Source organism: Streptomyces sp. NBC_00525, from assembly GCF_036346595.1.
Taxonomy (GTDB): Bacteria; Actinomycetota; Actinomycetes; order Streptomycetales; family Streptomycetaceae; genus Streptomyces.
This window is the reverse complement of the sequence record NZ_CP107834.1, coordinates 4,723,846-4,744,518: the sequence shown is the minus strand read 5'-3', so window position 1 is coordinate 4,744,518 and position 20,673 is coordinate 4,723,846. Positions and strand designations below refer to the sequence as shown.

The window sequence follows — 20,673 nt, the reverse complement described above, 5'->3', positions numbered from 1 at the left end:
GCTCACGAGGACATGCGCGGGGAACTGCGCGCGGTGCTGGCCGCGATCGAGCGCGCGGACCGGAAGCTGTGCGCCTTCCTCGACGTCTGGCCCGACGAAGCACTCGCCCGGCTGCCGGCCGCGTCCGGACTCCCGCTGGCCGGGCTGCCGTTCGCGGTGAAGGGCCCGTCCGGCATCCGCTCGTACGCGGCCCGCCGGCTGATCGCGGCCGGTGGCGTCCCGGTCGGCTCGACCTCGGTGCCCGGTCCGGGGACGTACTGGCAGACGTGGGGACTCGGCGCGCACGGCCGTACCGTCAACCCGTGGCGGCCCGACCGGACGCCGGGCGGTTCGTCGGCGGGTTCGGCGGCGGCGGTCGCGGCGGGCCTGGTGGCGCTGGCGACCGGCAGCGACGGGGCGGGCTCGGTGCGCATCCCGGCCGCCTGGTGCGGGGTGTTCGGGCTGAAGACGACGAACGGGCTGCTGCCCTCGCCGGACCGCTCGGGGCTGGCGTCGGCCGGGGTGCTGGCGGCGTCGGCGGACGCGGCGGAAACGTATCTGCGCTGTGTCCTGGACGGGTACGCGCCGGTGGCGCCGCGGCTTCCGCTCGCCGCCGCGTACAGCCCGGACCTGGGCTTCGCGGACACCGAGCCGGAGGTGGCGGCCGTGGTGCGGGGGGCGGTGCGGCGGCTGGAGGCGGCCGGGGTGGTGCGGACGGCCGGGGGCGGCTGCGCCCTGCTGGACCCGGTGGACGTCTGGACGGCGGTGCGGGGCGGGAACGTGACACCGCGCGAGGCGGAGTCGCGGGCGGAGAACGACCGCCGCCTCGACGCCTTCTTCGCCCGTACGCCCCTGCTGCTCACGCCCGTCACGCCCAACCGCCCGCACGGCCACGAGGGTCCGGGCGAGACCTTCTCCACGGCGCTGACCTGGGCGTTCAATCTGAGCGGGCATCCGGCGGCCAGTGTGCCCGCCGGGTTCACGGCGGACGGCTGCCCGGTCGGGCTCCAGCTGGTGGCCGACCGGGGCCGGGACGCGGAACTGCTGGGCGCGGCCCGCGCGGTGGAGCGGGCCCTGTCGGCGGGAGGCGGCGGGGCGCGCCCCGGAGGCTGAGGGACGCGCCTCATTCGTACAAGTACGCCGTTTCCGTACGTGAGTACGCGTACTCAGGGCGGTCCGGCGCCGAGGCGGCAGCCTGGAGTGCGACGAGCCACCCCCTGAACCAGGAGTCACCATGCGTACAGCCCGCCGCCGCCTGCGGACCGCCGCCGCCCTCGCCGTGACGGGCGGGGCGCTGGCCCTGCTCACCTCCGCCTGCTCGACGGCGGACGCGGTCTGCTCCGGCGGGGAGTACCCGGTGCTGTACGTGGGCAGCACCGGCAGCGCGTGCGTCAAGGACGGCGAGGAGCCGCCGAAGGGGTACGCCCGCTACCCCGAGGGCAAGGTCCCGGAGCACGTCGACGACACGTGGTGGACGTACTGGAACACCCACACGCTGGACGAGGACGGGAAGATCGTGGAGGTCTCGGAGTAGGGCGGCGCGTCCGGCTCAGGCGCCGGCGTCCCCCTGGGCGATCGCCTCGGCGACCTCCGCGACCCTGGCCTCCTCCTCGGCCGCGAAGCGGTCCTTGTCGAGCTGCTCGGCTATCTCCTCGTCCTGGGCCATCAGCAGGTCGAGGTTGGAGTCGCCGAGTTCGAGGACGCCCATGTCCACGTACGCCTTCTGGAGCCGTTCGCCCCACAGGCCGATGTCCTTGACGCACGGGACGATGCGGCTGAACAGCAGCTTGCGGAAGAGCTGGAGGAATTCGGAGTGCTCGGAGAGGTCCTTGGCCTCCTGCCGGCCGATGCCGAAGTTCTCCAGCACCTCCACCCCGCTGAGCCGGTCGCGCATCAGGTAGCAGCCCTCGATGACGAACTCCTCGCGCTCGCGCCGTTCCGCGTCGCCGAGCTGCTTGTAGTAGTCGCGCAGCGCCATCCGGCCGAAGGCGACGTGGCGGGCCTCGTCCTGCATGACGTAGGCGAGGATCTGCTTGGGCAGCGGCTTGGTGGTGGTGTCGCGGATCATGCCGAACGCGGCCAGCGCCAGGCCCTCGATGAGGACCTGCATGCCGAGGTAGGGCATGTCCCAGCGGGAGTCGCGCAGGGTGTCGCCGAGGAGGCCCTGGAGGCTGTCGTTGACCGGGTAGAGCATCCCGACCTTCTCGTGCAGGAACCGGCCGTATATCTCGGCGTGCCGGGCCTCGTCCATCGCCTGGGTCGCGGAGTAGAACTTGGCGTCCAGGTCGGGGACGGACTCGACTATGCGGGCGGCGCAGATCATCGCGCCCTGCTCACCGTGCAGGAACTGGCTGAACTGCCAGGCGGTGTAGTGCTTGCGCAGCTCGCCCCGGTCCTTCTCGGTCATCTTCGCCCAGTGCGGGGTGCCGTACAGGGTGAGCGCCTCGTCGGGGGTGCCGAGCGGGTCGGACGGGTCGACCTCCAGGCTCCAGTCGATGCGCTTGTTGCCGTCCCACTGCTTGTCCTTGCCCTTCTGGTACAGGGCGAGGAGGCGTTCGCGGCCGTCGTCGTAGTCCCAGCTGAAACGGGCGGCGCCGGTGGCCGGCACCGTCCACAGCGGCTCCTCGGGGGCGGTGGTGTAGAGGTCGTGGGTCGACACGGACGGCTCCTTCGCCTCGCGGATATCAGGAAGTCGGCGGGCTCCCGGCCCAGTTGGCAGGTTCACACGCTGGTAGACGCGTGGTCAACAAGTCGTGCGCGAGGGATTGACGGTCTTGCTGACAGGCAGTCTCATAATGAGTGACCGCCGGTAACCCATGTGTGAGGTGCCCCCAGCCATGACGACCGTCACCGAAAGCGACCTGCAGACGCTCCGCGACGCACTCGGCCCGCTGCGCGGCCGCGAGCAGATCGCCGAGCGGCTGCTGGAGGCCTCGGCCAAGCACTCCTTCGACCCGGACCGGGAACTCGACTGGGACACCCTGCCCGTGGACGGCAAGTGGTTCTGGCCGCCCGAGCTGGTCTCCCTGTACGACACCCCGCTGTGGAAGCGGATGTCGCACGACCAGCGGCTCGAACTGGCCCGGCACGAGGCCGCCTCGCTCGCCTCGCTCGGCATCTGGTTCGAGATCATCCTCATGCAACTGCTCGTGCGGCACATCTACGACAAGCCCGCGACCAGCAGCCACGTCCGCTACGCGCTCACCGAGATAGCCGACGAGTGCCGGCACTCGATGATGTTCGGCCGCATGATCACCTGGGGCAACGGCCCCACGTACACCGTGCCGCGCCGCTACCACAACATGGCCCGCGTCCTGAAGAGCGTCTCCACCACGCCCGGCTCCTTCGCCGGGACGCTGCTCGGCGAGGAGATCCTGGACTGGATGCAGCGGCTGACCTTCCCCGACGAGCGCGTGCAGCCGCTGGTGCGCGGCGTGACCCGCATCCACGTCATCGAGGAGGCCCGGCACGTCCGCTACGCCCGCGAGGAGCTGCGCCGCCAGATGGTGACCGCGCCCCGCTGGGAACGCGAACTGGCCAGGGTGAGCTGCGGCCAGGCGGCCCGCGTCTTCTCCGTCTGCTTCATCAACCCGCAGGTGTACGAGAACGTGGGGCTGAACCGCCACGAGGCCGTCGCCCAGGTCAGGGCCAGCGGACACCGCACGGAGGTCATGCGGACGGGCGCCAAACGGCTGACCGACTTCTTCGAGGACATCGGTGTCCTGAACGGGGTGGGGCGCAGGCTGTGGAAGAGCTCGGGCCTGCTGGCCTGACCGTGACAGCCCTTACGCTGGGGGGTATGACCCCAGCCGCCGCAGCCGCGCCGCCCGGCCGTGCGTACCGAAGGCTCAGCGTCGAGGAGCGCCGCGCCCAGTTGCTCGGCGCGGCGCTCACCCTCTTCGCCCACCGGGCCCCCGACGAGGTCTCGCTGGACGAGGTGGCGACCGTGGCCGGGGTGTCGCGGCCGCTGGTCTACCGCTACTTCCCCGGTGGGCGGCAGCAGTTGTACGAGGCGGCGCTGCGGTCCGCCGCCGAGCAGCTGAAGCTGTGCTTCGCCGAGCCCGCCGAGGGCCCGCCGACCGAGCGCGTCACGCGCGTCCTGGATCGCTATCTGGCCTTCGTCGACGAGCACGACGCCGGGTTCAGCGCCCTGCTGCGCGGCGGCAGCGTCGCCGAGACGTCCCGGACGGGCACCATCGTGGACGAGGTGCGCCGGGCGGCGGCCGAGCAGATCCTGCTGCATCTGGGCCACGACGGGCGCGACGAGCCCGCGCCCCGGATGAGCATGATGGTGCGCACCTGGATCGCGGCGGTCGAGGCGGCCTCGCTGATCTGGCTGGACGAGGGCAAGCGGCCGGACGCCGGCGAGCTGCGCGACTGGCTGGTCGACCAGTTCATCGGCCTGCTCGCGGTCACCTCCGCGTCGGACCCGCAGACCGCCGCCGCCGTGGCCGCGCTGCTCCCGCTGGAGACGGAGCGGGGCCCGGCCGGCCGGCTCGCGGACCGGCTGGCCCCACTGGTCGGCGCGGCGGAGCATCTGCTGCCGCATGACTGACCGGCCGGGCCGATCGGTCAGACTGGCCCGGTGAGAAGCGAGAACACCGCCTTCGTCGGCGGCCCGCTGGACGGCCGGGTCCTGCCCGTCCTCACCGGCGCGACCGGCCACCCGCCCAAGTGGTACGAGGTCCCGGTCCCGGACGCCGCGGGCGGCCCGCCCACCGTGTACGCGTACCGCCGCACCCCGGCCGGCCACACCAAGCGGCTGGGCATCCAGCGGGGCTGGATCTACGAGTACGCCCCGGACGGCCGCGAACGGCACCGCGTGCGATGGCCGTGGTCGAAGCCGGAGCGCCACGGCGGACGGGGCGGCCAGGAACCGCCCCACTAGGATCGGTCGTCCGGCGCAGGGAAGGCCGGGTGGGTCACGAGGGGGGATGCGCCATGGAGGCGCCACGTCAGGACGAGCCAGGCCGCTTCGGGCCCTACACCGTGCTGGCGCGGTTGCGCGAGACGGCCACCGCCGTGCAGTACCTGGCACACGGAGCCGGCGCACAGGACCTCGTCGTCGTCACCGCCGCCCGCCCCGAACTCGCCTCGCTGCCCGCCTTCCGGCACCGCTTCGACGCGGAGACGCGCCTCGCCGACCGGCTGGCGGGCGGCTGGGTCGCCCCGCTGCTGGACACCGGCGAGGACGAGCGGCCGTGGACCGCGACCCCCTATGTGCCGGCACTGACCCTGGACGAGGCGATAGGGACCTCGGGGCCGCTGCCCGAGCGCGCGGTCCGGGTGCTCGGGGCGGGCCTCGCCGAGACGCTGGCCCGGGTGCACGCCACCGGCGCCACCCTCCAGGGCCTCTCCCCGCGCACCGTGCTGCTCGCCGCGGACGGCCCCCGGCTGACCGCGTTCGGCCCGCTGGGCGCGGCGGCCGAGGCGGCGGGCCGCGACGGCCGGCTGTCCGTGCGCCTGGGGCACCTGACTCCGGAACAGCTCGCGGGCGAGGAGGCCGGTCCGGCGTCCGACCTCTTCGTGCTGGGGCTGCTGCTGGCCTATGCGGCGACCGGCGCCACGCCGCTGGCGGACGGCCCGCCCGCCGAGGCCGCCGAGCGCATCGCGCAGGCCGATCCGGAACTGGGCGGGGTGCCCGAGGAGTTGCGCGGCCTGATCGCCCGCTGCCTGGCGAAGGACCCGGCCGACCGGCCGGACGCGGGCGCGGTGGCCGCCGAACTCGCGCTGGAGGGCGCGGCGGCGCTCGCTGCGGCCGGCTGGCTTCCGGACCGGCTCGCGGCGGCGGTGGCCGCGCAGGGCGCCGAGGCCCGCCGATCGGCGCGGGGGCCCGAGGCGCAGGGGCCCGCACACGACGCGCCCGCCCCGCAGGAGCCCCGGACGCAGGCCCCCGCGCCGGAGGCGGTGGCCGGGGCCGACGTCCAGGACGCCGTACCGGCCGTGCCCGCCCGGCAGCAGCCGCCCGCCGCCCCCGCGCCGGCCCTGGACACCCGCACCACGCAACTCGGGGTCATCGGCCGGCCGGCCGCCGCGCAGCCCGTACCCGCCGCCCCGCCCGCGTCGTGGCCGGGCTCGGGGGCGTACCCGCCGGCGCAGCTCCCGCCCGAGCCGCTGCCCGTACCCGCGCCCCCGGCGCCGGCGGCCGGAGCCCCGCGCTCCGGTCTCGACCGGCGGGCGCTGCTGGTCGGGGGCGCCGCCGGGCTCGCCGGCCTGCTGATCGGCGGCGGGGCGGTCTACGCGACCGGCTCCGGCGACGACGCGAAGGCGGCCCCGGAGCCGAAGCCGAAGCCCGCGCCCAGCAGCACCCGGCCGACCCTGGCCGGCACCGCCCCGCAGCCGCGCTGGATCCACACCCACCCGGAGGGCGAGCCCGCGCCGCTGACGGCCGCGCTCTGGAAGGACCGGCTGCTGGTCCTGACCGACGAGAAGCGGGCGAGCGCGGTGGACCTGCGCACCGGGCGCCGGGTCTGGGAGTGCCAGGACGGCGCCGGGGACCGGGCCGCGCTGCCCGCCGACGACGAGCACTGCTTCGTGGTGGGCGCGTCCGGGTTCCTGTGGATCTCGGCGAAGGACGGCAAGGTCGCCGAGCGGCTGGCGTACGAGGACGGCTTCGAGGACCTGCCCGGCCTCACGCTCGCCACCCTGGTCGGCGCGGACGGGTCGAGCATCTGGTTCACCGGGTCGCACCGGGTGACGGTGAAGGCGCCGAAGCCGAAGAAGGGCAAGAAGCGCGGCAAGGACAAGAAGGTCGTCAAGTCGTATCTGTTCGCGTACGACATCGCGGAGCGCAAGGAGCTGTGGCGCTCGGCGCTGCCCAACGGGCGCGGGGACGCGGCGCCCGCGTACCAGCTGATCGCGGTCCGCGAGGACGCCGTCGTGGTGCGGCAGCGGCCGGCCTCCCGTACGGCGAAGCAAGTGAAGGCCGCCAGGAACAAGTCGCGGTTCATCAGCTACGACCGGGCGACCGGCAAGGCGCAGTGGACCAAGTCGCTCGGCCGGGTCACGCCGGACGCGGCGGCCGTCGGCGGGGACGACGGCGTGCTGTACGCGGCGGAGGGCAGCGGTCTGCGGGCCTTCGCGACGCCCGGCGGCAAGGCACGGTGGACGCTCGAGGGCGGCCGCGACTCCGTCTTCGGGGTCCCGGTGCCGAAGGGCGACACGCTGTACACCACCAACCGGAACCATGTCGTCGGGGCGCTCGACCGGGAGAGCGGCAAGGCGGTCTGGCAGCGCTCCACCGAGGCGGCGGGCGACGGCACGCCCGCGATCACCGTCAGCTCCACCGGGAAGACCCTCCTCGCCGCCGAGCGCGGCCAGGTCACCGCGTTCGCGGCGGCCGACGGCAAGCGGCTGTGGAAGTTCCAGGACATCGGCAACCAGGACCCCGGGGGCGAGACCGTCACCGCCGGGTACCAGGTGCTGGCGTACGAAGGAACGGCGGTCGTCCGGCGCGGCGGGACCGTCTACGCGTTCCCGGTGGCCTGAGCGCACCCGTCCGGCGGACGGGGCCACCGCCTTCCGGGCGATTCCGGGGGCGGTGGCCCGCCGCCACACCCCTGGGTCCTTGCATCGCACCCCGCACGGCGTGAGCGTATGTACGAAATGCGCTCACTCATGGGGTAGTCGCACGATTCGCCCCGGTTCGGAGGTGATGTCGTGGCGTCGGGCACCCTGGTGCGTACCCTCGGTACGGCGGTGCTGGCCGCCGTCGTCGTGGTCTCACCGGCCACCGCCGTCGCGGCCCCCGCCCCGCCCCCCGCGCCCGGTGATGTCGCCGGGCTGCTGAGCGAGTTGCAGCGGCTCTACCAGCAGGCCGAAGAGGCCACCGAGAGCTACAACGGCACGGCGGCCGAGCTGAAGAAGCGGGCCGCGAGGGCGAAGAAGCTCGACGCGGCCCTGGTCACCGCCCGCCGTTCGCTGGCCGACGGCCGCGACGCGGCCGGGCGGCTGGCCCGCGAGCAGTACCAGGGCCGGTCCGAGCTCTCCGCGTATCTGCGGCTGCTGCTGATGCGCGATCCGGAGGCGGCCCTGACGCAGGGCCAGGTCATCCAGCGCCTCGCCGCCGGCCGCGCGGCGGCCGTGCGGCGGCTCGGCGCGGCCGAGAAGCGGGCCGACGAGCTGGCCCGCGAGTCCCGCAAGGTGCTGGCCGAGCAGCGGACGCTGACCGCGCGCCGGAAGAAGGAGCGCGACACCGTACGCACCCGGCTGAAACAGGTCGAGGCGATGCTCGCCACGCTCTCCCCGGACCAGCTCGCCGACGTCAACGGCCTCCAGCGGAAGAACACGGACCGGGCCCAGAGCGCGCTCGCCGGGGCGCTGTCCTCGTCCCGGCCGCCGACCGCGCAGGGCGGGGCGGCCGTCCGGTACGCGGTCCGGCAGATCGGCAAGCCGTACGTGTGGGGGGCGGAGGGGCCCGACTCCTTCGACTGCTCCGGGCTCACCTCGCGGGCGTGGGCGAGCGCCGGCCGCGTCATTCCGCGCACCTCGCAGGAGCAGTGGCGGCAGCTGACCCGTATCCCGATGAGCGCGCTGCGCCCCGGCGATCTGGTGGTCTACTTCCCGAAGGCGACCCATGTGGCGCTGTATCTCGGCAACGGCCTGGTGGTGCAGGCGCCCCGGCCGGGCTCGCGGGTGAAGGTCTCCCCCGTGGCGTCGAACCCGGTGCTCGGCGCGGTCCGGCCCGATCCGGCCGGTACGCCGCTGGCCTCGTACCGGGGTCCCGAGCTGCCCGCCGGGGCGACCGACGGCTCCGACGAGGGCTACGGCTCCGCCGCGGCCCCGGCCTCGTAGGACCGGGGCCGCGGCGGGGCCCGGTCAGGCGGCGGGGCCGGTCACCGAGGCGAGATAGGCGTTCGTCTTCTCCGGGTCGAAGAAGAAGTTCTCGAAGTCGGCCGGGTCGTCGAAGCCGTTGGCGAAGCGGTCCGCGACCGGCTGGAGCTGCCCGGCCGCCCCGATCAGGTTCAGGACGTGCTCCGGCGGGGCGCCGAGCATGGCGTTGGTCCACTTGGTGACGTGCTGGGCGGTCGCCCAGTAGCGGTCGAACGTGGCCCGCATCCATGCCTCGTCGAACTCCCGGTCGCCGTGCTCGACGATCGCGTCGAGGTAGGCGGCGGCGCACTTGGACGCCGAGTTGGAGCCCTGGCCGGTGATCGGGTCGTTGGCGACGACGACGTCCGCGACGCCGAGGACCAGACCGCCGCCGGGCAGCCGGCCGACCGGCTTGCGGACGGTCGGGGCGTACCGGCCGGCGAGGGTGCCGTTGGCGTCGGTGAGTTCGACCTTGGTGGCGCGGGCGTACTCCCAGGGGGTGAACCGCTCCATCAGCTCCAGGGTCCTGGCCAGGTGCTCGGAGGGGTCCTTGATGCCCTGGAACGCGTCGAGCGGCCCGCCGGGGACACCCTCCCAGAACAGGATGTCGGCCCGGCCCGAGGTGGTGAGGGTCGGCATCACGAACAGCTCGCCGACACCGGGGACCAGATTGCAGCGGACCGCGTCGAACTCCGGGTGCTCCGGGCGCGGGCCCATGCCGTGGACGTACGCGACGGACAGCGCGCGCTGCGGGGCGTCGTACGGCGAGCGGGCGGCGTCCCGGCCGAACATGGAGACCAGTTCGCCCTTGCCGGCCGCGACCAGCACGAGGTCGTAGGCGCGCGAGAAGTAGTCCAGGTCCGAGACGGCCGCACCGTGGATGACGAGCTGTCCGCCGCGCTGCGCGAAGGTCTCCATCCAGCCGGCCATCTTGACCCGCTGGTCCACGGACTGGGCGTAGCCGTCGAGCCTGCCGACCCAGTCGACGGCCCGCGAGGAGTCGGGGGCGGCGACGGAGACGCCGAGGCCCTCGATGCGCGGGGCCTGGGACTCCCAGAAGTTGAGCCGGAGGTCCCGCTCGTGCTGGAGCGCGGTGTGGAACATGCACTGCGTGGACATGACCCGGCCGGACCGGATCTCGTCGGCCGTGCGGTTGGACATCAGGGTGACTTCGTATCCCCGGAACTGAAGTCCGAGGGCGAGCTGGAGCCCGGACTGACCGGCTCCGACTATCAGTATCTTCCGCATCGCGGTTCTCCGTTGTGGGGTGCGGGTTACGCGGGGTCGGCGTCGAGGGCGTGGCCGACGAGGGCCAGCAGGGACTCGACGACCGTGATCCGGCTGCGCGCGTCCATGATCAGGACGGGGACGTGCGCGGGTACGGTCAGTGCCTCGCGGACGTCGTCGGCCTCGAAGGCCGGGGTGCCCTCGAAGTGGTTGACGGCGACGATGTACGGCAGTCCGCAGCTCTCGAAGTAGTCGAGGGCGGGGAAGCAATCGGCGAGGCGGCGGGTGTCGGCCAGGACGACGGCGCCGATCGCGCCGCGCACCAGGTCGTCCCACATGAACCAGAAGCGCTGCTGGCCCGGTGTGCCGAAGACGTACAGCACGAGGTCGTCGTCCAGCGTCAGCCGGCCGAAGTCCATCGCGACGGTCGTGGTGAGCTTGTCGGGCGTGGCGCCGAGGTCGTCGGTGTCCTCGCTCGCCCGCGTCATCATCGCCTCGGTGCGCAGCGGGGTGATCTCGGAGACCGCGCCGACGAACGTGGTCTTGCCGACGCCGAAGCCGCCCGCGACCACGATCTTCGTGGCGATCGGGGCCCTGGTGGTGTCCAGTTGCCAGGGCTGGGTCTGCTCCTCGGGCCGGGTGTCCGGCCCCGGCTGCCGCGGGGCGAACAGCGGCGACTCAGAGACGACGGAGTCCATCGAGCACCCTTTCGAGCAGTGCGCGGTCGGGTCTGCCGGGGCCGTGCCCGGTCCCGTACACGCGGATCTTTCCCTGGTCGGCCAGGTCGCTGAGGAGTACCCGGACCACGCCGAGCGGCATTCTCAGCAGCGCCGAGACCTCCGCGACGGTGCGCATCCGGCGGCAGATCTCCACGATCGCCCTGAGTTCCGGCATCACCCGTGACGGGTTGCCGTTGGTGAGTTCGCGGCGCTCCTGCGGTGCCTCGAGCGCGGCGACGAACGTCTCCACGAGCAGGACGTGTCCGAAGCGGGTGCGGCCGCCGGTGAGCGAGTACGGGCGTACCCGTGCGGGCCGTTTGCCCGCCCCGCGTACGGGGAGCCTGCCGGCGGGTCCGGTGGCGGCCGGGCTCACCGGGCGCTCTCCAACGACGTGCGCAGTTCCCTGCGGAGTTCGGGGGTGAGTACGTGCCCGGCCCGGCCGACGAACAGCGCCATGTGGTACGCGACGACGCCCATGTCGCAGTCGGGGGCGGCGTGCACCCCGAGCAGGGAGCCGTCGCTGATCGACATGACGAAGACGCTGCCCTCCTCCATGGTGACCATGGTCTGTTTGACGCCGCCGCCCTCCATCAGCGTCGCGGCGCCGGCGGTGAGGCTGCCGATGCCCGAGACGATGGTCGCCAGATCGGCGCCGGAACCGCGTGGTCCGCTGGGCGGGGCCGGTTCGGCGGCGGCCGCCGTGCGGTGGCCGGGGTCGGAGGAGAGCAGCATCAGCCCGTCCGACGACACGACCGTGACCGAGTGGACCCCTGGCACCTCCTCCACGAGATTGCTGAGCAACCACTGCAGGTTCCGGGCCTCGCTACTCAGCCCGCATGTGCTGGGCGCAGTCAACTACGTGCCTCCTCGACTGTTTCCCCCGTGTCTCCGGTCCGGCCATCGGTACGGCCTGCCGGCTCGGCCTGTTCGGTACGTGTGTCTCCGGCGAGTTCCGCCTCGACGTCTCTGCGGCCGTCCCTGGCCCCCTGCTGGAAGTTGTCGAGGCGGCGGCGCAGGGCCTCGCGGTCGACGCTCCCCCGGCGCTCGGCGGCGGGCGCCCCGGCGGGCCGGACGATGTTCGGGGTCCGCTTGGGCAGCCCCTTGTCGGTGACGGCGGCGGCGGGGTCGGGGGCGGGCTCGGGTTCCGGGACCGGGGCGGGCTCGGGCTCGGGTTCCGGGGCGGGCTCGGGTTCCGGGGCGGGCTCGGGCTCGGGGGCCTGCGGGGGCCTGGGCAGGCGCACCTGGAGGGTGGCCTCGGTGTCGAGGGCGTCGGGCTCGGGGTCCGGTTCGGTGACCGCCTCGGGGGCCTCTGCGGGCTCGTCTGCCTCGGGAGCCTGCGGGGTCACGGGCGTCTCGTCCGGGGCGGCGTCGGCCGCCTGCGCCTGGGCGAGCACCCGTTCCGCCGCCGCGATCATCGGATCGTCCGACGACTCCGTACCGCGCCCCGGCAGCGTGTTGGAGTTGGCCTCCGCGACCGAGCCCGGCAGGTTGAGCGCGGGCGCCTCGCCCGGTGTGGTGACGGCGGGGGGCGTCGCGGTCGGGAGGGCCTTCGGCAGCAGGGCCTCGGGGAGCACGACGACCGCCGTGATCCCGTTCCCCTTCTGCTCGCGCAGCTCCACCCGTACGCCGTGCCGCGCGGCGAGCAGCGACGTCACCTGGAGGCCGAGACCGGCCCCGGCCCCCTCCCCGCCGGCGTTCCGTTCGCCGGCCTCGAAGAGGGCCGGGTCGGCGAGGCGGGTGTTCAGCTCGTCCATCCGCTCGGCGGACATGCCGATGCCCTCGTCCTGGACGGAGAGCATCACCTCGCCGCTCTCCAGGAGCCAGCCGGAGAGCTGGACCGGGGAGTCGGGCGGCGAGAAGGAGGTCGCGTTCTCCAGGAGTTCGGCGACCAGGTGGCTGAGGTCGTCGGCGGCGAACCCGGCGATCTGGGCGTGCGGCGGGAGGGACTGGATGGTGACCCGCTCGTACCGCTCGATCTCGCTGACGGCGGCGCGCAGGACGTCCACCAGCGGGATCGGGCCCGGATGCCCGTGCCCGTGCTCGGCACCGGCGAGGACCAGCAGGTTCTCGCTGTGCCGGCGCATGACCGTGGCCATGTGGTCGAGCTTGAAGAGCGTGCCGAGGCGTTCCGGGTCCTGCTCGCGCTCCTCCAGGGACTCGATGACGCCGAGCTGCCGCTCGACCAGCCCCAGGGTGCGCAGCGAGAGGTTGACGAAGGTGTGGTGGACGGTGCCGCGCAGCTTCTCCAGCTGGGCGGTCAGCTCGTCCGTGTGGGCCTGGAGTTCGGTGCGCCGGGCGGCGAGCTTCTCGCGTTCGCCGATGAGGCCGGCGCGTTCGGCGGCGAGCTTCTCGGCGCGCCCCTCGTGGTCCTGGAGCAGCTCGCGCGACCGGCCGTGCAGGGCGTTGAGGGAGCGGACGACCTGGGCGAACTCGTCGTTGCGGCCGGTGTAGCGGACCGGTTCGGCGGTGGCGGGTTCGGCGGCGAGCCGGGCGGCGCCGATCCGCAGCACGGCGAGCGGCTGGGTCAGGGTGCGAGCGACGGCGGTGGAGACGCCGACGGCGACGAGCAGGCAGCCGCCGAGGAGGGCGATGCGCAGTTCGAGGGCGGTGACGTCGTCGTCGCGCAGCTGCTCCAGCCGCTGGACCTGGGCGGTGCCGAGCGCGGACTGCACGGAGCGCATCCGGTCGACACGGGCGGAGAGCGCGGCGGCGACCTTCTTCTCGCTGACCTCGAGGTCGGAGTCGGACAGCTCGGGGCGGTCGGTCAGCTCGGCGAGGTACTTCTCGGCGCTGTTGACCTCGGGTCCGGTGACGATCGAGGACAGCTTGTCGCGGGCGGTGGCGCCGGTGGACTGGTCGAACTCGGCGAGCGCGGCGAGTTCACCGACCCTGGCCCGCTGTGCGGCGGCGCTCAGCGCGTCGCGGGTGCGGTCCTCCTTGGTCTCGCCCTCGTCCTGCGGCTGCACGGGCAGCCCGGTGAACGGGTCGATCCGCGGCGGCGCCGGCTCCGGGCGGGGCACGGCGAGCGCGGCGAGCAGCAGCCCGCGGGTGGCGGACGCCTGGTCGGTGGCCCGGCCGAGGGCGCGCGGGGTGCGGGCGCCGTCGGCCGCGCGCGGCGGGGTGTCGCGGGCGAGCGCGTCGGCCAGGCCGTGGAGTTTGGCGATGACCTCGGAGTACGCCTGGTGGGCCGCCAGGGCGGTGCCCTTGCCGCTGACCGCGTCCCGGCGCAGGGAGGGGATGGTGGACAGGTCGCGCAGCAGGTCGGGCGGGGCCGCCTCGCGGATCTCGTCCACCTGCTGGTCGACCCGGGCGCCCCGGTTGCCCGGCTCGCCGTCCCGGCCGCCCGCGATGTACACGGTGATCTCGTCGCGCTCGTCGGCGAGGGAGTGGGCCAGGGAGACGGCCTGCTGGTTCAGCTCGGCGAGGGTGACCAGGTGCTGCGAGTCGTTGAGGTCGGCCGATGCGGCGAGCACGGCCGGTGTCCCCGCCGCTATGACGGTGATCCCGACGACGGCGACGCCCGCGACCAGCCGGCTGCGGACGCGTACGGTGCGACCGCCGCCGGCCGGGGTCGTCGGCGCCGCCTCGGAACCGCTGTTGCTGCCGCCCTTGCTCCGAGGCCGCTTCTTCTGCACCGGTGCTCGCAATCTTGACTCGTCCGCCCTTGAAGCAGAGGTGACGCACGGTCACATGAACGAGCGCCCCGCCCCCTGGTACGGCTTCCGACCATTCCAGCGCTTTTGGGGAGGGGGCGCGCATCAACCGCTCCGCCACCTGAACGAGTGAACATCACTCCGGAGTTGGCGAACAAGTTTCCCCGGCGCACGCCGGAGTCATGTGCGGACACCGGCTGGAACTTCGGCGCCCGCTTTGGCAGGATGCCCGCCCGCATCCGGGGGCGGAGCGGCCGCTTCCGCCCGGCCGGGCCGCTGACCTGCCGGTACGCACCGATCCCCGCAGAATGCGGGTGTGGTGAAGACGTCGTGCAGACTGAACGCATGCGTATCGAACTCGCGACCGCCGCCGGAGCCCCCGATCGACCGAACGAGGACTGGACCGCATCGGTTCTCCCCGCCTCCGGTCGGGGCGGCGGACTGGTGCTCCTGGACGGCGTGACGCCGCCGGAGGGCGACGACGGTTGTGTGCATTCGGTTCCATGGTTCACGGCGAGGCTGGGCGGGGCGCTGGTCGAACTGTCCGGTTCGCGACGGGATCTGACCCTGCGGGAGGTCCTCGCGGAGTCCATCCGGCGCACCGCAAACGCCCATCGCTCCTCGTGTGACCTTTCTCACGTGCGTACGCCGCAGGCAACGGTGGTCGTGGCGCGTTGGGACGAGGCCGCCGTGGAGTACCTGGTGCTGTCCGATTCGGTGCTGTTGTTCGAGTCGCCCGAGGGAGAGGTCCGCGCCGTGCTGGACGACCGGCTCGACCGGCTGGCGCCCGAGCTGCTGGTGTCCGAGGCGGTGGCGGACGCCCGTGCGCGCAACAAGGAGGGCGGGTTCTTCACGGCCGCCGCCGACCCGGCCGTGGTGGCGCGGGCGGTCGTCGGGCAGGCCCCGCGCGCCGGAGTACGGGGCCTCGCGGCGATGACGGACGGGGCGAGCCGCTGGACGGAGATGTTCGGCGAGGGCGACTGGCAGGCGTGCTTCGGGGTCCTGGAGAAGGAGGGCCCGCAGGGGCTGATCGACCGGGTCCGCGCCCTGGAGGACGCGGACACGGAGCGTAAGCATCTGCGGGGCAAGACGCACGACGACGCCACGGCGGTCTTCGTACGCCTGTGAGGCGCCCCGTACGACTGTGGGGCGCCCCACCGCCGGGGCGCCCGGCCCCCGCCGGTCGGCTCAGCCCTCGGCTCGGGCGTTCAGATGGTGCAGCAGCCGGGCCAGTTCGGCGACCTCGGCGCGGTCCCAGTCGGCGAGCTTGCGGACGTAGCGGTCGCGGCGGGCGTCGCGGACGCTGCGGAAGCGGGCCAGGCCCTCGTCGGTGAGGTGGACGAGGAAGGCACGCCCGTCGGCCGGGTCGGGCTCGCGCGCCACCAGGCCGAGGTTCTCCAGGGCGCGGAGCTGGCGGCTCATGGTGGCTTTGCCGACGCCGAAGTAGGCGGCGAGGTCGGTGGCCCGCTGGCGGCCCGCGGACTCCAGGCGGACGAAGAGTCCGTAGGCGGCGGCCTCCAGTTCCGGATGCACTTCGCGGGCCATTTCCCCGGAGTTGGCCCGTGCGCGGCGCAGGAAGACGGCCAACTCGCGTTCGAGGGCGAGGAATTCGTGGTCCGCACCACTTCCTCCGGTAGCGCCGGGTTCACGCCCTCTTTCGCTCCCGTGCACGTCAACACCCCTCTTGAGCTTTCCTGCCGGTGAAATTTTCCTTACGCCGCCGGTCATCGCCGCAGCTCGGCCAGTATTTCGCAGGATTAGACCAACGGCACAGCGCGGACCCCCTTCCGCGAGCGGGTCTACGTGCGTAGCGTCATACGTGGCATGTTCACACCATGACATGCCTCCGGGGTCGCCGTGCGGCGCCCCACGGGTCAGCGGAATCCCCCCACTGAGCTTTCCCCCTCGCTTCCCCCCACCAAGACTCGGAGGCACGCAATGCCCGTGCGCAGATCCGGTTCCTCCAGGGCCCGCCGCTCGCGCTTCGCCGCGGCCGGCACCCTGCTCGCAGCCCTCTCCCTCCTCATAGCCCTGCCCGGCGCGTCGAACGCGGCCGGCGGCAAACCCACCGGCCCGGCCCGCGGCACCGCCACCATGGGCATGGGGGTGATCGCCCACGACGGCCAGAGCGGCTCGCCCGCCAGAAGCCTGGTCACCCAGACCGAAGGGGTGGACGTCAGCAGCCACCAGGGCAACGTGGCCTGGTCGACCCTCTGGAACAGCGGCGTCAAGTGGGCCTACGCCAAGGCGACCGAGGGCACGTACTACACCAACCCCTACTTCGCCCAGCAGTACAACGGCTCGTACAACGTCGGGATGATCCGGGGCGCGTACCACTTCGCCACGCCCGACACCACGAGCGGCGCCACCCAGGCCAACTACTTCGTGGACCACGGCGGCGGCTGGTCCAGGGACGGCAAGACCCTGCCGGGCGTGCTGGACATCGAGTGGAACCCGTACGGCGCGCAGTGCTACGGCAAGAGCGCGTCCCAGATGGTCTCGTGGATACGCGACTTCGTGAACACGTACAAGGCGCGCACCGGACGGGACGCGGTCATCTACACCGCGACCAGCTGGTGGCAGACCTGCACGGGCAACAACGCGAGCTTCGGCACCACCAACCCGCTGTGGGTGGCCCGCTACAGCTCGACGGTCGGCACGCTTCCCGCCGGCTGGGGTTTCTACACGATGTGGCAGTACACGTCGTCCGGACCGACGGTGGGTGACCACAATCACTTCAACGGTGCTCTCGACCGCGTACGGGCGCTCGCCAACGGATAGCGGCGGCGCTCCCGCCCTCCCCGGAGCCCGGTGACCGCAAGGGTTGCCGGGCTTCGCCGCGTCCACGGACCGGACCCGGCGTTCCCCGTACCGCCCGGAGGGACCCCGCCCCACTATAAATCCGGTGTATACCCCACGTGTATAGTCATCGTCCTACGTCGCACGCCAGTGCGACCATTCACACGAGGGAGTGGCACGCCGTGCCCAGTAGGACGAAGTCGATCGGTACGGGGTTGGCCGTTGCCCTTGTGACAGCCCTCACGCTGACGTTGAGCGGCTGCTCGATGGAGACCACCGCGCCCGGTTCGGCCCGCGCGGACGCCGGTGACGACGCCAAGGGGGCGTTCGGTCCGGTGGACTGCCGCAAGGCCAAGTGCATAGCCCTGACCTTCGACGCGGGACCGGGCGAGGACACCCCCAGGCTGCTGGACATCCTCAAGGAGAAGAAGGTCCACGCGACGTTCTTCCTGCTCGGCAAGAACCATGTGAAGAAGCACCCGGACACCGTCCGCCGGCTGGCGGCCGAGGGCCACGAGGTCGCCAACCACACCTGGTCGCACGAGATCCTCACGGACAAGAAGCCGGCCGAGATACGCGCCGAGTTGGAGAAGACGCAGGACGCCATCGAGGCGATCACCGGCAAGAAGCCGCGGCTGATGCGCCCGCCGCAGGGCCGCACCGACGACACCGTCTCCGGGATCAGCAAGGACCTCGGGCTCTCCCAGATCCTGTGGAGCGCCACCGCCAAGGACTACTCGACGAACGACTCCGCGCTGATCAAGAAGCGGATACTCGACCAGGCGAGCAAGGACGGCATCATCCTGCTGCACGACATCTACAAGGGCACGGTGCCCGCGGTGCCCGGCATCATCGACGCCCTGAAGAAGGAGGGCTACACCTTCGTGACGGTCCCCCAGCTGATGGCGCCCGCCGAGCCGGTGCCCGGCACGATCTACCGCCCCTGACCCGGCAACCGCGCGGGGGCCCGCTCCCCCTCGTACGAGAGGAAGCGGGCCTGGTACGGGCGGAAGCGGGCCGGGTACGAGAGGAAGCGGGCCGGGTACGGGCGGGGCCGCGGGATCACGCCGCCGCCGCGACCCTCCGCTCCGCCGGGGCCGACGCCGGGGCGAGGGCGATCTCCAGCACCTGGCGGACGTCGGTGACCGGGTGCACCTCCAGGTTCTCCAGCACCTCGGCCGGGACGTCGTCCAGGTCGGCCTCGTTGCGCTTGGGGATCACCACGGTGGTGATGCCCGCGCGCTGGGCGGCCAGCAGCTTCTGCTTCACCCCGCCGATCGGCAGCACGCGCCCGGTCAGCGAGACCTCGCCCGTCATCGCGACGTCCGTGCGGACCTGCCGCCCGGAGAGCAGCGAGGCCAGCGCCGTCGTCATCGTGATGCCGGCGCTCGGGCCGTCCTTGGGAACCGCGCCCGCCGGGAAGTGGATGTGCACCCCGCGGTCCTTGAGGTCCGCGACCGGCAGCTCCAGCTCCGCGCCGTGCGACCGCAGGAAGCTCAGCGCGATCTGCGCCGACTCCTTCATGACGTCACCGAGCTGACCGGTCAGGGTCAGTCCCGACGCCCCGGTCTCCGGATCGGCCAGCGACGCCTCCACGAACAGGACGTCCCCGCCGGCCCCGGTCACCGCGAGCCCGGTGGCCACACCCGGCACCGCGGTGCGGCGCTCGGCCGGGTCCTGGGCGGACTCGGGCACATGGTGCGGACGGCCGATCAGCCCGCGCAGGTCGTCCGCGCCCACCGTGAACGGCAGCTCGCGCTCGCCCAGTTCGCTCTGGGCCGCGACCTTGCGCAGCAGCCGGGCGACGGACCGCTCCAGGTTCCGCACCCCGGCCTCGCGGGTGTACTCGCCGGCCAGCCTGCGCAGCGCCGACTCGTCGAGCGTGACCTCGCCCTTCTCCAGACCGGCCCGCTCCAGCTGGCGCGGGAGCAGGTGGTCGCGGGCGATGACGACCTTCTCGTCCTCGGTGTAGCCGTCGAGCCTGACCAGCTCCATCCGGTCGAGCAGCGCCTCCGGAATGGCCTCCAGGACGTTGGCGGTGGCCAGGAAGACGACGTCGCTGAGGTCGAGTTCGACCTCCAGGTAGTGGTCGCGGAAGGTGTGGTTCTGCGCGGGGTCGAGCACTTCGAGGAGGGCGGCGGCCGGGTCGCCCCGGAAGTCGGAGCCCACCTTGTCGATCTCGTCGAGCAGGACGACCGGGTTCATCGAACCGGCCTCCTTGACGGCACGGACGATGCGGCCGGGCAGCGCGCCGACGTAGGTGCGACGGTGGCCCCGGATCTCCGCCTCGTCCCGGACGCCGCCGAGCGCGACGCGGACGAACTCGCGGCCCATGGCGTGCGCCACGGACTCCCCGAGCGAGGTCTTGCCGACGCCGGGCGGTCCGACGAGGGCCAGCACCGCGCCGCCGCGCCGCCCGCCGACGACCCCGAGCCCGCGGTCGGCGCGCCGCTTGCGCACCGCGAGGTACTCGGTGATGCGTTCCTTCACGTCCTGGAGGCCGGCGTGCTCGGCGTCCAGGATCTCCCGGGCGGCCCTGATGTCGTACGCGTCCTCGGTGCGCACGGTCCAGGGCAGCTCCAGGACGGTGTCGAGCCAGGTCCTGATCCAGGAGCCCTCGGGGCTCTGGTCGGAGGAGCGCTCCAGCTTGTCGACCTCCTTGAGCGCGGCCTCGCGGACGTGCTCGGGCAGGTCGGCGGCCTCGACGCGGGCCCGGTAGTCGTCGGACTCGTCCTCCGGGTCCCCGTTGAGTCCGGCCAGTTCCTTGCGTACGGCGTCGAGCTGACGCCGCAGCAGGAACTCGCGCTGCTGCTTGTCGACGCCCTCCTGGACGTCCTTGGCGATGGACTCGGCGACGTCCTGTTCGGCGAGGTGTTCGCGCAGCCACTGGATGGCGAGCTTCAGCCGGGCGACCGGGTCGGCGGTCTCCAGCAGGCTCACCTTCTGGGCGGTGGTGAGGAAGGGGGAGTATCCGGAGTTGTCGGCGAGCGCGGAGACGCCCTCGATCTGCTGGACCCGGTCCACGACCTGCCAGGCGCCGCGCTTCTTCAGCCAGCTGGTGGCGAGCGCCTTGTACTCCTTGACCAGTTCGGCGACGGCTCCGGGGAGCGGGTCGGGGACGGAGACGTCGACCCGGACCCCTTCCACCCAGAGCGCGGCGCCCGGCCCGCTGGTGCCCGCTCCGATCCTGACCCGGTCGCGGCCCCGGATGAGGGCGCCCGGATCGCCGTCGGAGAGCCGTCCCACCTGCTCGACGGTCCCGAGGACCCCGATCCCGGTGTACGTCCCGTCGACGCGCGGGACGAGCAGCACCTCCGGCTTGCCCCCGCCTTCCCGCGCCGCGGCCTGAGCGGCCTCCACGGCGGCGCGCACCTCGGTGTCCGACAGGTCCAGCGGCACCACCATTCCCGGCAGCACGACCTCGTCGTCGAGCGGCAGCACGGGCAGGGTGAGCGGTGTGACGGCGTTGGACTCAGTAGCCATGA

18 protein-coding genes are annotated in these 20,673 nt (G+C 73.1%); 10 read left to right on the top strand and 8 right to left on the bottom strand.

Going from position 1 to position 20,673, the window contains the following annotated elements:
* The first annotated feature begins 12 nt into the window (after window positions 1–12).
* Together OG710_RS21280 and OG710_RS21275 are read left to right on the top strand one after the other, a co-directional pair.
* Window positions 13–1,092 carry an amidase family protein gene (locus OG710_RS21280; protein WP_330242310.1) on the top strand — a complete coding sequence of 360 codons (1,080 nt, stop codon included), beginning with the start codon at window positions 13–15 and terminating at the stop codon, window positions 1,090–1,092.
* A 121-nt stretch (window positions 1,093–1,213) separates the two neighbouring features.
* Entirely contained in the window at window positions 1,214–1,513 is a 300-nt protein-coding gene (locus tag OG710_RS21275) for an SCO0607 family lipoprotein (RefSeq protein WP_111338168.1), read from the top strand.
* 15 nt (window positions 1,514–1,528) lie between these two features.
* Here OG710_RS21275 and OG710_RS21270 read toward each other — a convergent pair whose 3' ends face one another.
* The gene (locus OG710_RS21270; RefSeq protein ID WP_330240740.1) at window positions 1,529–2,638 is read right to left on the bottom strand and encodes a ferritin-like domain-containing protein; all 1,110 of its coding nucleotides are present in this window, start codon (window positions 2,636–2,638) and stop codon (window positions 1,529–1,531) included.
* A gap of 178 nt (window positions 2,639–2,816) precedes the next feature.
* Here OG710_RS21270 and OG710_RS21265 point away from each other — a divergent pair, with 178 nt between their 5' ends.
* From OG710_RS21265 to OG710_RS21245, 5 genes are all read left to right on the top strand, one after another.
* Complete coding sequence (locus tag OG710_RS21265; protein ID WP_330240739.1) at window positions 2,817–3,752, top strand: AurF N-oxygenase family protein; 936 nt, start codon at window positions 2,817–2,819, stop codon at window positions 3,750–3,752.
* Window positions 3,753–3,778: 26 nt separating this feature from the next.
* Window positions 3,779–4,534, top strand: coding sequence for a TetR/AcrR family transcriptional regulator (locus tag OG710_RS21260; RefSeq protein WP_330240738.1), 756 nt, complete (start codon window positions 3,779–3,781; stop codon window positions 4,532–4,534).
* A gap of 30 nt (window positions 4,535–4,564) precedes the next feature.
* Complete coding sequence (locus OG710_RS21255; RefSeq protein WP_330240737.1) at window positions 4,565–4,867, top strand: hypothetical protein; 303 nt, start codon at window positions 4,565–4,567, stop codon at window positions 4,865–4,867.
* 53 nt (window positions 4,868–4,920) lie between these two features.
* The gene (locus OG710_RS21250) at window positions 4,921–7,467 is read left to right on the top strand and encodes an outer membrane protein assembly factor BamB family protein (protein ID WP_330240736.1); all 2,547 of its coding nucleotides are present in this window, start codon (window positions 4,921–4,923) and stop codon (window positions 7,465–7,467) included.
* 171 nt (window positions 7,468–7,638) lie between these two features.
* On the top strand, window positions 7,639–8,772 hold the full coding sequence (locus OG710_RS21245) for a C40 family peptidase (protein WP_330240735.1): 1,134 nt from the start codon (window positions 7,639–7,641) through the stop codon (window positions 8,770–8,772).
* A 24-nt stretch (window positions 8,773–8,796) separates the two neighbouring features.
* On the opposite strand, the gene OG710_RS21240 is transcribed toward OG710_RS21245, so the two are convergent.
* The 5 genes from OG710_RS21240 to OG710_RS21220 are packed head-to-tail and all read right to left on the bottom strand — an operon-like array spanning window position 8,797 to window position 14,371.
* Window positions 8,797–10,038, bottom strand: a complete 1,242-nt coding sequence (locus OG710_RS21240; RefSeq protein WP_330240734.1) for a styrene monooxygenase/indole monooxygenase family protein — start codon at window positions 10,036–10,038, stop codon at window positions 8,797–8,799.
* Window positions 10,039–10,064: 26 nt separating this feature from the next.
* Entirely contained in the window at window positions 10,065–10,715 is a 651-nt protein-coding gene (locus OG710_RS21235) for a GTP-binding protein (protein WP_330240733.1), read from the bottom strand.
* Window positions 10,696–11,109, bottom strand: a complete 414-nt coding sequence (locus OG710_RS21230; protein ID WP_330240732.1) for a DUF742 domain-containing protein — start codon at window positions 11,107–11,109, stop codon at window positions 10,696–10,698. Before OG710_RS21230 ends, OG710_RS21235 begins: the two co-directional genes overlap by 20 nt.
* A complete protein-coding gene (locus tag OG710_RS21225) occupies window positions 11,106–11,591 on the bottom strand; it encodes a roadblock/LC7 domain-containing protein (RefSeq protein ID WP_330240731.1) in 486 nt (161 codons plus the stop codon). The genes OG710_RS21230 and OG710_RS21225 overlap by 4 nt, the downstream gene beginning before the upstream one ends.
* Window positions 11,588–14,371: a sensor histidine kinase gene (locus OG710_RS21220; RefSeq protein ID WP_330240730.1), complete on the bottom strand. Its 2,784-nt coding sequence runs from the start codon at window positions 14,369–14,371 to the stop codon at window positions 11,588–11,590. Before OG710_RS21220 ends, OG710_RS21225 begins: the two co-directional genes overlap by 4 nt.
* A gap of 363 nt (window positions 14,372–14,734) precedes the next feature.
* Between OG710_RS21220 and OG710_RS21215 the strand changes: the two genes are divergently transcribed.
* Complete coding sequence (locus tag OG710_RS21215) at window positions 14,735–15,517, top strand: hypothetical protein (RefSeq protein ID WP_330240729.1); 783 nt, start codon at window positions 14,735–14,737, stop codon at window positions 15,515–15,517.
* 60 nt (window positions 15,518–15,577) lie between these two features.
* On the opposite strand, the gene OG710_RS21210 is transcribed toward OG710_RS21215, so the two are convergent.
* A complete protein-coding gene (locus OG710_RS21210; RefSeq protein ID WP_330240728.1) occupies window positions 15,578–16,060 on the bottom strand; it encodes a MarR family winged helix-turn-helix transcriptional regulator in 483 nt (160 codons plus the stop codon).
* Window positions 16,061–16,327: 267 nt separating this feature from the next.
* On the opposite strand from OG710_RS21210, the gene OG710_RS21205 reads away from it, so the two are divergent.
* The gene (locus OG710_RS21205; protein WP_330240727.1) at window positions 16,328–17,170 is read left to right on the top strand and encodes a lysozyme; all 843 of its coding nucleotides are present in this window, start codon (window positions 16,328–16,330) and stop codon (window positions 17,168–17,170) included.
* Window positions 17,171–17,454: 284 nt separating this feature from the next.
* Entirely contained in the window at window positions 17,455–18,135 is a 681-nt protein-coding gene (locus OG710_RS21200) for a polysaccharide deacetylase family protein (RefSeq protein ID WP_330242309.1), read from the top strand.
* A 115-nt stretch (window positions 18,136–18,250) separates the two neighbouring features.
* Here OG710_RS21200 and lon read toward each other — a convergent pair whose 3' ends face one another.
* On the bottom strand, window positions 18,251–20,671 hold the full coding sequence (gene lon / locus OG710_RS21195) for an endopeptidase La (RefSeq protein ID WP_330240726.1): 2,421 nt from the start codon (window positions 20,669–20,671) through the stop codon (window positions 18,251–18,253).
* Window positions 20,672–20,673 lie beyond the last annotated feature (2 nt).